The sequence below is a fragment of the Bradyrhizobium sp. PMVTL-01 genome (assembly GCF_051861855.1).
Classification (GTDB): Bacteria; Pseudomonadota; Alphaproteobacteria; order Rhizobiales; family Xanthobacteraceae; genus Bradyrhizobium.
On sequence record NZ_CP193982.1, the window covers coordinates 3,493,967 to 3,505,639 of the forward strand.

Genomic DNA, 11,673 nt, shown 5'->3' on the forward strand with positions numbered 1-11,673 from the left:
ACTTGGTGAGCGGCGAAGACCGGCAGCCAGAAAGGGCGACCGGGATGTCCCGAAAGTGTTACTGTTCGGCAACAATTGGGACCAAAAAGAGGCTAAGGACCAAAAAGGTACGACATTAGGATTCGGGCTGGAACGGCGAAAACGGCCCGGAATAGGTCTTCTGACGCGGCGGTGCGTAGGGTCCCAGCCGCGACGTCTTCAGCCCCAGCCGCACCAGCGACTGCGCCAGCGTCACCGCGGCGGCGACGCCATCGACCACGGGCAGACCGTGGGTGGCGGCAAGTTCGGCGGCGAGATCGGCCATGCCGGCGCAGCCGAGCACGATGGCTTCTGCCCGGTCGTCACGAATGGCGGCGGTGATCTCCGCCGAGATCTTGCCGAGCGCGTCGGGGTTGCGCTCCTCGAGCGCGAGCACCGGGACCTCGGCGGCGCGGACCCGGGCGCAGCGCCCGGCGAGGCCGTACTTCTTCAGATTGTGCTCGATCGGCACGATGGAGACGCCCAGCGTCGTCACCACGGCAAAGTGCGCCGCGATCAGGCTCGCCATGTGGAAGCCGGCCTCACCGATGCCGATCACCGGCGCTTTCGCAACGGCGCGTGCGGCATCGAGGCCGGTGTCGTCGAAGCAGGCGATGATGTGCGCGTCCGCGCCGTCGCGGTCAGCGTCGCGGATGCAGCCGAGCATGCCGGGGACCGCGAAAGCCTCGTCGTAAAAACCCTCGATCGAGACCGGGCCCATCGCGGGCTGGCGCGCGTCGATCACGGTGTCCGGCAGGGCAGCGCTGCGCGCCGCAGCGGCGATCTTCGCCGTCATGGAGGCCGTTGTGTTGGGATTGACGACGTGAAGCCGCATCTCGATCAGACAAGCCCTTGGCCGGCGTCCGAGCCCTTGGCCGCCTGCCGCTTGTTGAGCACGTGGATGGTCCCGAGCGCAAGCGTGATCACGGTGAACGAGACTGCCGAGATCACGGTGCCGAGTGCATAGATGTCGGGGTTGGTCACGGTGGTGGTGAGGCCCTGGAGATCGAGCGGCAATGTATTCACCGCGCCGATCGCCTGGCTGGAGCGGGCGAGCTCGTCCCAGGACAGCGTGAAGCCGAACAGGCCGATGCCGATCACCGAGGGCAGGATGATCGGCAGCACGACGTGACGGAAGGTCTGCCACGGCGTTGCCCCGAGATCGCGCGCGGCTTCCTCGAGGCGCGGGTCGAAGCGGTTGAAGATCGCGAACATGATGAGCAGTCCGAACGGCAGCGTCCAGGTCAGGTGCGCGCCGAGCCCTGATGTGAGCAGGCCCATCGAGGTCTCGAAATTCTCGTTCCAGTGCGCCTTGATCAGGTCGTCGATGATGCGGAATTCAAGCGAGATGCCCAGCGAGGTGATGATCGAGGGAACGATGAGACTGGCGATCGCCGAGTAGAAAAGGATGCTCTGCGCCTTGAATCTCCGGCGGAAGGCCATGCCGGCGGCAACCGACAGCACCACGGTGACGATCATCACGATCACGCCCAGCAGCAGCGAGCGGCGGAAGGCCGCGCCGAGATCGACAATGCCGGTGCCCTGGAACAGTTTTGCGATCCAGAATGTCGACACCCCGTTCATCGGGAAGGTGAGGCCGCCCTGAGGCCCCTGGAACGAGAGAACGTAGATCGCGATCATCGGCCCGTAGAGAAACAGCACGTAGGCCGCGAAGAAGATCGCGAGCACGTAGAACGAGCGCGGACGTCCTTCCTTCATGCTCTAGAGCTCCTTCTTGATGTCGACGATGCGCGACATCATGGTGATGATCAGGAAGGTGATCGCGAGCAGGATCACGGCGTTGGCCGCGGCTGCCGGGAACTGCAGCGCGTTGACACGCGTCTCGATGATCTTGCCGGCAGCCGCTATCTGCTGGCCGCCCATCACGCCGATGGTGATGAAGTCGCCCATCACGATGGTGATGACGAAGATCGAGCCGATCACGATGCCGGGCTTGGCGAGCGGAATGACGACGTTGACCAGGGTCTGGAAGCCGGTGGCGCCGGCGTCATAGGCGGCCTCGATCAGTGACTTGTCGATGCGCACCATCGAATTGAAGATCGGCACCACCATGAAGAAGGTGAAGAGGTGCACCAGCGCCAGCACCACGGAGAATTCGGAGAACAGCAGCCATTCCAACGGATGATTGATCAAGCCGGTCTTGATCAGACCGGAATTGACGAGACCGTTGCGGCCGAGCAGCGGAATCCAGGCGATCATGCGGATCACGTTCGAGGTCCAGAACGGGATCGTGCAGAGCAGCGACAATCCCATCTGCCACGTCTTGGACTTGACGTGGAAGGCGAGGAAGTAGGCGACCCAGAAGCCGATGAAGAGGGTGATGGCCCAGACCATGAAGCAGAGCTTCAGCGTCATCACATAGGTCTTGCCGATCGTGCAGAACTCGGGAAGCTGCGCGATGCAGCCTTCGAAGGTGTCGGTATAGCCACGGCCCGAGAAGGCAGGCAGCAGCTGGTATTCGTTGTAGTCCCAGAAGGACACGATGACGACGAACACCAGCGGGATCAGGAAGAAGGCGAGAAACACCAGCATCATCGGCCCGGCCTGGAGCCAGGAGATGAAGGACGGCGACAGGCGCGCCGCTTTCACGGCGCGCTTCGTCTCCGATCCCCGGACGAGGTCCGGGGATCCGTGATGCAGGATGTCCTCTGACGTGTCCATCAATTTAGGCCGCGATGAACTCGTTCCACTTGCGGACCATGTAGTCGTTCTCGTCCATCACGGCGTTCCAGCAGGCAACGCCGCCCATGCGGTCCTCGTAGGAGCCGCCGTCGCGCACAGCGCCGGCCTTTTCCAGCAGCGAGCCGTCGGGCGCCTTGATGTCCTTCTCGGCCGGCTTGCCTTCCATCCAGTAGGCCCACTCGTAGGGCTCCATGTGCGCCTTGGCGGTGGAGAGCACGGCGGAGTAGTAGCCCTGGCGGTTGAGATAGGCGCCGGCATAGCCGGACAGGAACCAGTTCACGAACTCATAGGCCCATTCGAGCTTCGCACCCGACACGCCCTTGGAGACGCAGAAGCCCGACGCCCACGAGCGGTAGCCTTCCTTGAGCGGCTGGAAGGTGCAGGGGATGCCCATCGAGCGGACCTTCGTCACCGCCGGCGACCACATCGACTGGATCACGGTTTCACCCGAGGCCATCAGGTTGACGCTCTCGTTGAAGTCCTTCCAGAAGGCGCGGAACTGGCCGGCCTTCTTGGCTTCCGTCATCACCTTCATGGTGAGATCGATCTCTTCCTTGGTCATGTTACCCTTGTCGGCATATTTGTACTTGCCGGTGGCTTCCACGACCATTGCGGCATCCATGATGCCGATCGAGGGGATGTTGAGGATCGATGCCTTGCCCTTGAACTCGGGGTTGAGCAGCTCGGCCCAGGTGTTGATCGGCCGCTTGATCAGGTCGGGACGGATGCCGAGCGTGTCGGCGTTGTAGACGGTCGGGATCAGCGTGACGAACTCGGTCGCCGACGTCGCGAACTTCTTGGAGTCCTTGCCTTCGAGATAGAGCACCTTCCAGGGTGCGGTGCCCTGGCCGCCGATCTTCTTGCCGCCGGGCGTCTCGCCCTTGGTGAAGACCGGCGTGATGTTGTCGAATTCCTTGATCTTCTTGGCGTCGAGGGCAAGAATGTTGCCCGACGGCACCAGCTTCTTCAGCGAGAAATATTCGGTGTCCAGCACGTCGAAGGAGTTCGGCTGGGTCATCACGCGCTTGGTGACGTCGTCGGTCGTCGCGGTGATGTATTCGATCTTGATGCCGGTGTCCTTCAGGCACTGCTTGGAGATGTCGTCCCCCTCGTTCACGGCGGTGCCGAGATAGCGCAGCACCTTCGCGTCGGCCGACTTCACATAGGGAAAGCCGGTGATGGCGCCGGAGCCGGCGGCAAGGCCGGCGAGACTCGCGGTGCCCCTGAGCAGCGTGCGACGGCTGACGCCCTTCTTCCCAGTGGTCTCGGTCATATCAGTCACTCCTCTGTTGCGCATTCCAGTGATCGATCGGCGCTATTGCAGGCGTTGCGCCTTGGCGGGATCCCAGGTCGCCAGCACGCGGTCGCCCGGACGGAACGGGTGAACGTCGAAGGTGGCTTCCGGAACGTGGGAGAACAGGGCGGTGCCATCGTCGAGGGTGAGCGAGACGGCGATGTAGGAGCCCTGGTACTCGGTCTGGGTCAGCAGCGCCGGCGCGCCGAACGCGCCGTCGGCGAACGGCACGATGCCGAGCTGATCGGCGCGCACGGCGATGAGGTTGCCGGCGTCGTTGAGAACGTTGTGGCCGCCGATGAAGCGCGCCACGAACTCGGTGCGGGGGTGATGGAAGATGTCGCGCGCCGAGCCCTGCTGCTCGATCTTGCCGTGGTTCATCACCACGATGTGGTCGGCGAGCGCCATCGCCTCTTCCTGGCCGTGGGTGACCTGGATGAAGCTGATGCCGAGCTCGCGCTGTAGCCGCTTCAATTCGCCGCGCATCTTCACCCGCAGGAACGGATCGAGCGCCGACAGCGGCTCGTCGAGCAGCAGGATCTGCGGCTCGGTGATCAGCGCGCGGGCGAGTGCAACGCGCTGCTGCTGGCCGCCGGAGAGCTGCGCCGGCAGGCGGCCGGCATAGGGGCTCATGGCGACGAGCTCGAGCAGTTCGCCGGCGCGCTTGTGGCGCGTGGGCTTGTCCACCCCGCGCATTTTCAGGGCGAAGGCGACATTGTCGATCACGGTGAGATGCGGAAACAGCGCATATGACTGAAACATCATCGCGGTGCCGCGCTCGGCCGGCGGCAGATCGGTGACGTTCTGCGCGCCCAGGATGATGTCGCCCTCGCTGACCGCCTCGTGGCCGGCGATCATACGCAGGGTCGAGGTCTTGCCGCAGCCGGAGGGGCCGAGCAGGCAGCAATAGGTCCCGGCGGGGATCTTGAGGTTGACGGTATCGACCGCCAGCGTGGTGTCGTAGCGCTTCGTGACGGCGACCAGTTCGAGAGCGGCGGGAGTGGCCATGGCGTGTCCGAGAGGAGGGCAGTGCTTCCGCCTCTCTCCGCAAGGTCCGTGCCAACAGGCGTTGGTCGGCAAAATCCCGAAACTGTGCAGCGGAGTCAGATCGTTAGATCGAATCCGGGACAATTCGGTCGCCTACCGCATACGCAGTCACCTGCACACAAACTGGGCGAAGATTGTATAAAGTTTCGCCTGTGATTGGATACAGCTCGTCGACTAACATCCGAGGCTGAACGTTCGCCCATCGAGCCTCTCAACCCATGGCCGCCAAGACCCGCCAGAAACCCGATGCGCCAGACGCGAGCGATCGCGTCAGCCGTATCAGGGAGGGTGTGACCGCGGCCATCCTCGAGCACCGTCTGCTGCCGGGCACGAAGCTCGGCGAGGACGAGATCGGCGAGATCTATGGTGCGAGCCGTACGCTGGTGCGTACCGCGCTGCAGCAGCTCGCGCACGAGGGCATCGTCAATATCGAGAAGAACCGCGGCGCCTTCGTCGCGCGCCCGACCCCCGCCGATGCCCGCGAAGTTTTCGAGGCGCGCCGCCTGATTGAGCCCACGATCGTGGACCACGCGATCGACGCGGTGTCGCCGGCCTGGCTCGATCGCCTCGGCCAGCATCTTGCCGAGGAGCGCGAGGCGGAATTGCGCGGCGACGCGCGTGCCTCGGTGCGGCTGTCCGGCGAGTTTCACCGCCTCGTCGCCGAGATGAGCGGCCACGGCATCTATCTCGGCTTTCTCAAGGAGCTGATCGCACGCTCCTCGCTCATCATCCTGCTCTATCGTCGCCACGACACGCCGGCCTGCGGCACCGATCATCACGCCGGCATCGTCAATGCGATCCGCAAGCGGGACAGAGAGACCGCCCGCACGCAGATGCTGTCGCATCTGCGAGAGATCGAGGCCGAGCTGTTCCTGAAGGATCCCGCCGCCGACGAGCTGCGGCTGGCGGACGTGCTGGGCGCGTGACGTTACCGAGAGACGCTTCGGCCGGAGCTGCGGGGCCTCATCGGTGGCCGAGCTCGCGTTCTGCTGCGAGCTGCCCGTCTGGTGTGATCTCGTAGTCGCCGTCTCGCGTTGTCATCCATCCTGATCTGACCATCTCTCGGGCAAGCTGCACCGAGCAGACCGGATGGCTGCCTCCCGGGTAATACAGCCTGTCGTTTCGAACGAGCAAGTGGCCGTACAATCGGGCCTGACGCAATGCCCTGCGCATTCCGGGAGATGGATCGTTCATGCGGGTTCAAGCCTGAGCGCGATGAAGGTTCCTAATGAATGCGGTCGCGGCAATCAGCAACATGTGGCGGTGAGGCTTCGAGGAACTCCCGACGACGACTTGCGGCTGGTGGCTTGCCGCCGCCGAGCTTCGGCTGGCGGATGTGCCGGGCGCCTGAGCGCCCGGGGCCTGACGCCCCGGCGACCTCCTTGATTTCAGTTGTTTGAATCAATTGCCAGACGAGCCGGTCCCTCAACAAACGAGATGGCAGAGCTGCATATGGCCGCCACGGTTGTAAGTTGACGAGACGCTAAACGTTGGCATCAACTGTCGCCGGACGTCGCGTGCCTGCCATCACCCCTCGCCTAGCCTGAACCTGTGCGGAAGGCTGATATGTCGGGTCTGAGGATGTCGGCCAAAGTCTTCGCCATCGCGGCATTGCTTGCCGGCGCTGCGGTGGTGCCCGGCAGCCTGTCATCCGCACCGGCTCAGGACGCGGCGATCCTGTTCCGCAATGTCCGGATCTTCGACGGTAAGGGCAGCGCGCTCTCGGCGCCATCCAGCGTCCTGGTCAGAAACGGCCTCATCGAGAAGATTTCGACGGCGGATGATACGAGCTCCGCACAGGTCATCGACGGTGGCGGGCGCGTGCTGATGCCGGGGCTGATCGATGCGCATTGGCATGCGATGCTGGTGCGGCCAACGCCGATGGCCGTCCTCGCCGGCGATGTCGGCTACAACAATCTGCTTGCCGCGAGTGAAGCGACGGCGACGCTGATGCGCGGCTTCACCACCGTGCGCGACATGGGCGGCCCGAGCTTCGGCCTCAAGCAGGCCATCGACGAGGGGCTCGTCGCCGGTCCCCGCATCTATCCATCCGGCGCCGTGATCACCATCACCAGCGGTCACGGCGACTTCCGTCAGCTCTCCGATCTGCCGCGCACGATCGGCGGCATGCTGACCCGCATGGAGCGGATCGGCGGCAGCATGGTCGCGGACAGTCCTGACGAAGTGCGCGTGCGGGCGCGCGAGCAACTGATGCAGGGCGCCTCCCAGGTCAAGCTCACAGCCGGCGGTGGCGTCGCCTCGCCATTCAGCCCGCTCGACGTCTCCACCTTCACCGAGCCCGAGCTGCGCGCGGCCGTCGAAGCCGCCGAAAACTGGGGTACCTACGTTGCCACGCACGCCTACACGCCGGTCGCGATCCAGCGCTCCATCGCGGCCGGTGTGAGGTGCATCGAGCATGGTCACCTCATGGACGAGGCAAGCGCCGAGCTGATCGCGGAGAAGGGCGTCTGGCTCAGCACACAGCCATTCCTCGATCTCTCAGGTGCTGCGGCGCTCGGGCCTGCGGAGCAGGCCAAGATGCGGCAGGTGGTTGCCGGCACGGATCGCGTCTACACACTGGCGAAGAAGTACAAGATCAAGACCGCGTTCGGCACCGACGTGCTGTTCTCCAAGGCGCTGGCCGACAGGCAAGGCGCGATGCTGGCCTCGCTGACGCGCTGGTACACGCCCGCCGAAGCGCTGGCGATGGCGACGTCGGCGAACGCGGAGTTGCTGAGCCTGTCGGGCCTGCGCAATCCTTATCCCGGCAAGCTCGGCGTGGTGGAGGGGGGCGCGCTGGCCGATCTCCTGCTCGTCGACGGCAATCCGCTCGACAACATCGCCCTCATCGAAGATCCCGCCAAGAATTTCGTCGTGATCATGAAGGCCGGCAAGATCTACAGGAATAGTCTCGCGCGCTGACGTTTCGCGTGGTGCGCCCTGGCGAAATTCAGATCGGTCCCAGCCCCGATCGTGGGGAACGAGCCGCGTCTCCAGAACATAAGGATTTCTCGCCACCATGAGTCAACCTCGCTGACGGGTTCAGCTCCTTTGGAAATTCGAATTTGATTGCCTGCACTTGACCGCAATCAAATTTCGGTTGTGGAACCGGTTTGTGACAAACCTCGTCGGGTTTGCTCCCGGCACCTCACGTGGACGATCACACATTGCAGCGCAAGGTTACTATTCATCGCGGACCGCGCGAGCTATATGCTGGCGCTCTGTGATAGAACTGTCATGTCACCGGAAACGCTAAAATCAGACGCTACGCCGGCTCGCAAGACCATGAGCGTGCCGGACGGGAATCCTGTCCCTAAGGACGGTAAGGGAACGCAAGTCATCGCCGGCTTCGTCAGGCAACGTGACGCAGCCGAGTCTGGCGCGCAACCTGCGAACGTCGAGAGCGCTGCGATCGATCGAGCGCCATTGCAAGACGCGGCGCCCGCATCGGAGCCACCTCAGGCAAGCGCCATCGCGCGTCCCGCCAGCGAAATCGAGCTCAAGCTTCTCGTCGATGCCGATCGCATGGCCCATTTCAGCACTGCGCCGGTCATCGCGACGAACGCACGCAACAAGGGCACGAAAAAACGCCTCAAGTCCATCTACTACGACACGCCCGAGCGGGCACTCCGTCGCGCCGGGCTGAGCTTGCGCGTACGCCAGAGCGGCACGCGCTTCGTGCAAACCGTGAAGACCGACGCCGCTGACGATCCGCTGCGCCGCGGCGAGTGGGAAGCGAGTGTGCCCTCGCTCGACCCCGATCCCGCTCTGGCGATGCCTTTCATTCCGGAGAAGCTTCGCGGGCAGCTCGAAACGCAGCCGCTCGAAGCAGTCTTCACGGCCGATATTCATCGGCATACGCGCATGGTCGACCTGCCGTCAGGGACGGTCGAGATCGCCTTCGACCAGGGCCACCTGACCGCAGGTGACCGGTTGCTGCCGGTGAGCGAGATCGAGCTGGAGTTCAAGAGCGGCAGCGCGAGCACGATCTACGAGATCGCGTTGCGGCTTGCGGAGCATGGCGCGGTGAAGCCGTCCATCCGCAGCAAGTCCGCGCGCGGCTTCGATCTCGCAGCCGACAAGGCGCCTCCTGCGGGCCGGCCGCGCAAGCTTCGGCTCGGTCCGTCGGTGACGCTCGACGAGGCCTTCGCGACGATCCTGCGCTCGTGCTTCCTTCATCTGCTGGAGTCACTGCCGGCGGCCGAAGACGCCCGCAATCCCGAAGGCGTGCATCAGCTGCGCGTCTCGCTGCGTCGGCTGCGGTCGGCGCTCGATCTGATGCGCTCGGCCGGCGCGCTCTCCAATCTCGATACGCTGCGGTCGGAAGCCAAATGGCTGGCGCAGAACCTGTCCGCCGCCCGCGACTGGGACGTGTTCCAGCTCGACACCTTGCCGGCGATCGCAAGAGCCTGTCCTTCGGTCGCAGGCTTCGATGCGCTGGAGCGGCTCGCAGCCCAGCGTCAGTCGGAGGCCTATCGCAAGGCGCACCTTGCGCTCGATGATCGCCGCTGTGCCGTCTTCCTGATCAGTCTCGGCGGCTGGATCGAGACGCGCGGCTGGCGCAACGACATCGCGCCGGAAGACCTCGGCCGGCTCGCCGAGCCCGCCGTCAACTTCGCCCAGCGCGTGTTGTCGGAGCAGCACGCCAAGGTGCTCAAGCGCGGCCGCCGCTTCAAGTCGCTCTCGGTCGACGAGGTGCACCGGCTGCGGCTCGCGGCCAAGCGCCTGCGCTATCTCGGCGAGTTCCTGCTGCCGCTGTTCGACGATCGAAAGTCCGCGCGAAAATTCGCCCGCAGGCTCGCCGGCCTGCAGGAGGAACTCGGTGCCTTCAACGACATGGCGGTGACGGCCTCATTGCTCGACGGGCTCGGCGCCGAAGATCGCGACAGCGCCGTTGCGGCCGCCGCGGTCGCCGGCTGGCAGGCGCGCGCATCGATCGACGCGCACCAGTCCTTGCAGGACAGCTGGCGGGACTTCACCGCGGCGCGCGTGCCGTGGTCGGGCTGATCGCCCATCCCAAAAAAGTTGCGGCCAGGCTTTGGGGGATTTTTGGCTGCGCGTTGATAATATTGCGGATTCCTACTCGTTGACGGCTTTTCCCCGTTCCGTCCCCAGATCGAGGCTTCCGGGCAGCTTGTCGACGCGGGCCCAGTCGTCCCTTGGGACCACGTGGGCATAGCGTCGCGCGCTGCGCTCATCGCGCCAGTTCTTTGTCGCGACAAGGCCCTGCACGTCGGCGCCGCCGTAGTACCGCAGCCAGGTTGCCCAGGTGTGCCGGAAGACGTGGAACGTCACGAAGGCGAGGCGAAATTTCGGCTTCTTCCATCCCGTGGGCCGACGCTTCGGACAGTCGAGGCCGCATGCGGCCATGGTGGCGCGCAGCAGCAGATGCTTGAAATGGCCGCCCTCCCGAAACTTGAATAACCGCTCCCGGTTCGGATGGGCTTCCAGATGCGTCCGAAGGCGTTCTGCGAGGTCCTGGCGCAGGCGTAGCATTCTGGGGTCTTCGTTCTTCGACGTCTTCAGCCAGGCCGTCAGCTCTTCCGGGCGGGTATCCTGCGGCAACAGAGCAAGGCCTTCACTCTTGCGGATGCCGGTATAGAGAAGGGTGAGCAGATAGGTGCCCAGTTCCGGGTCGATTTTGTCGGCCTCGGCGATGATCCTGAAGGCGTCGTCCGGCCACATGAAGTCCGTACGTTCTTTGCCCTTGCCGCCATAGGTGTGCCTGATGCGCGGGCAGGCATCGCCGAGCGCAAGGTGCATGATCGCTGACACGGGAATGTAGACGTAGCGGCTGCGGGTGGCCGGCGCGACGTCCGGATAGAGATCCAGCGCGGCCTTGTCGATCAGGACCTGTGTCATCTCGGCGAGCGGTGCCTGGCCGAAGTGCTTGATCAGTCGAGCCATGCCACGGCGTTGGCCGGTGGCTTGCATATAGGCGACGGTCGCGCTCAGGAAGGTTGGCTGCTCCGGATCAGGCGAAGGGACGGACGGCGCTGGCCAGCATCCGTGCTCGTTGATGCAGTCCTCGATGGCGCGGAGGAATTTAAGAGCGTCAGATCGCCTGTGAGTTCCGCTGCTCGTTTCAACAGCGAATGAGCCTTTGGGGCCTCGGTGGGTGCCGCGGATTTCAAAATTCGGCGTTTTACCGGCGCGCGGCGGCCTGAGCTTGAGCGGCAAGGTTCACCCTCCCTCAGGGCAATCTCGATGCGGGCAATGTCGGTCTGGTGAAAAATCTTATCTCGGCCAACCGGGGTGTAGAAGAGGTTACCCCCGCTATCCCGGGGGTGGGCCCGCAGCCATTCCAAGAGCCAGCGCCGGCTCTTGCAGAGCATTTCAGCGGCTTGGTCCAGGGTGAGGCGCTGGGTCATCGCGGAGCCCTGCAGGCCTCGCCTTGCCCGGTCCCGCAGGCCTCGCAGCTGCCGTCGGTGCTGGCGCCGCTCATTGGCAGGGCTCCCCGGGCGGCATGTCCAGCAGCGTCCGGACGGCATCCATCTTCGCCAGAAGATCGACGATCAGCGGCGCCGTATCCCGGTAAGCTTCAGGCAGCTCTTTCAGATACCGCCTGATTTCGGCGGCGGCATCGTGTAGCGTGTCGGAGATCATCGGTC

Annotated in this window: 10 protein-coding genes; 3 read left to right on the plus strand and 7 right to left on the minus strand. The window is 64.4% G+C overall.

What is annotated here, in order from left to right; translation table 11 throughout:
• Positions 1–115 precede the first annotated feature (115 nt).
• Genes ACRQ5Q_RS16580 through ACRQ5Q_RS16600 form a run of 5 tightly spaced genes read right to left on the minus strand, consistent with a single transcriptional unit; the run spans position 116 to position 5,023 of the window.
• Positions 116–853: an aspartate/glutamate racemase family protein gene (locus ACRQ5Q_RS16580; protein ID WP_439398948.1), complete on the minus strand. Its 738-nt coding sequence runs from the start codon at positions 851–853 to the stop codon at positions 116–118.
• 5 nt (positions 854–858) lie between these two features.
• Complete coding sequence (locus ACRQ5Q_RS16585; RefSeq protein WP_439368967.1) at positions 859–1,737, minus strand: ABC transporter permease; 879 nt, start codon at positions 1,735–1,737, stop codon at positions 859–861.
• Between the two features lie 3 nt (positions 1,738–1,740).
• Entirely contained in the window at positions 1,741–2,700 is a 960-nt protein-coding gene (locus ACRQ5Q_RS16590) for an ABC transporter permease (RefSeq protein WP_439398950.1), read from the minus strand.
• Positions 2,701–2,704: 4 nt separating this feature from the next.
• Positions 2,705–3,994 (minus strand): ABC transporter substrate-binding protein, encoded by a 1,290-nt coding sequence (locus ACRQ5Q_RS16595; RefSeq protein WP_439398952.1) that lies wholly within the window; start codon positions 3,992–3,994, stop codon positions 2,705–2,707.
• 42 nt (positions 3,995–4,036) lie between these two features.
• Positions 4,037–5,023: an ABC transporter ATP-binding protein gene (locus ACRQ5Q_RS16600; RefSeq protein ID WP_439368963.1), complete on the minus strand. Its 987-nt coding sequence runs from the start codon at positions 5,021–5,023 to the stop codon at positions 4,037–4,039.
• Positions 5,024–5,280: 257 nt separating this feature from the next.
• Between ACRQ5Q_RS16600 and ACRQ5Q_RS16605 the strand changes: the two genes are divergently transcribed.
• The 3 genes from ACRQ5Q_RS16605 to ACRQ5Q_RS16615 all read left to right on the plus strand — a co-directional run bounded on the left by ACRQ5Q_RS16605 (position 5,281) and on the right by ACRQ5Q_RS16615 (position 10,069).
• The gene (locus ACRQ5Q_RS16605) at positions 5,281–5,988 is read left to right on the plus strand and encodes a GntR family transcriptional regulator (protein WP_439398954.1); all 708 of its coding nucleotides are present in this window, start codon (positions 5,281–5,283) and stop codon (positions 5,986–5,988) included.
• A gap of 640 nt (positions 5,989–6,628) precedes the next feature.
• Complete coding sequence (locus ACRQ5Q_RS16610) at positions 6,629–7,984, plus strand: amidohydrolase family protein (RefSeq protein ID WP_439398956.1); 1,356 nt, start codon at positions 6,629–6,631, stop codon at positions 7,982–7,984.
• A 363-nt stretch (positions 7,985–8,347) separates the two neighbouring features.
• Entirely contained in the window at positions 8,348–10,069 is a 1,722-nt protein-coding gene (locus ACRQ5Q_RS16615) for a CYTH and CHAD domain-containing protein (RefSeq protein WP_439399821.1), read from the plus strand.
• Positions 10,070–10,141: 72 nt separating this feature from the next.
• Here ACRQ5Q_RS16615 and ACRQ5Q_RS16620 read toward each other — a convergent pair whose 3' ends face one another.
• Both ACRQ5Q_RS16620 and ACRQ5Q_RS16625 read right to left on the minus strand, forming a co-directional pair.
• Entirely contained in the window at positions 10,142–11,242 is a 1,101-nt protein-coding gene (locus tag ACRQ5Q_RS16620; RefSeq protein ID WP_439398957.1) for a tyrosine-type recombinase/integrase, read from the minus strand.
• Positions 11,243–11,503: 261 nt separating this feature from the next.
• A complete protein-coding gene (locus ACRQ5Q_RS16625; RefSeq protein WP_439398958.1) occupies positions 11,504–11,668 on the minus strand; it encodes a hypothetical protein in 165 nt (54 codons plus the stop codon).
• Between the last annotated feature and the right edge of the window lie 5 nt (positions 11,669–11,673).

Bases quoted from the DNA above. Each gene is read 5' to 3' on its own strand.
- ACRQ5Q_RS16580 (WP_439398948.1), bottom strand. From the start codon at position 853: ATGCGGCTTCACGTCGTCAATCCCAACACAACGGCCTCCATGACGGCG.
- ACRQ5Q_RS16585 (WP_439368967.1), bottom strand. From the start codon at position 1,737: ATGAAGGAAGGACGTCCGCGCTCGTTCTACGTGCTCGCGATCTTCTTC.
- ACRQ5Q_RS16590 (WP_439398950.1), bottom strand. From the start codon at position 2,700: ATGGACACGTCAGAGGACATCCTGCATCACGGATCCCCGGACCTCGTC.
- ACRQ5Q_RS16595 (WP_439398952.1), bottom strand. From the start codon at position 3,994: ATGACCGAGACCACTGGGAAGAAGGGCGTCAGCCGTCGCACGCTGCTC.
- ACRQ5Q_RS16600 (WP_439368963.1), bottom strand. From the start codon at position 5,023: ATGGCCACTCCCGCCGCTCTCGAACTGGTCGCCGTCACGAAGCGCTAC.
- ACRQ5Q_RS16605 (WP_439398954.1), top strand. From the start codon at position 5,281: ATGGCCGCCAAGACCCGCCAGAAACCCGATGCGCCAGACGCGAGCGAT.
- ACRQ5Q_RS16610 (WP_439398956.1), top strand. From the start codon at position 6,629: ATGTCGGGTCTGAGGATGTCGGCCAAAGTCTTCGCCATCGCGGCATTG.
- ACRQ5Q_RS16615 (WP_439399821.1), top strand. From the start codon at position 8,348: ATGAGCGTGCCGGACGGGAATCCTGTCCCTAAGGACGGTAAGGGAACG.
- ACRQ5Q_RS16625 (WP_439398958.1), bottom strand. From the start codon at position 11,668: ATGATCTCCGACACGCTACACGATGCCGCCGCCGAAATCAGGCGGTAT.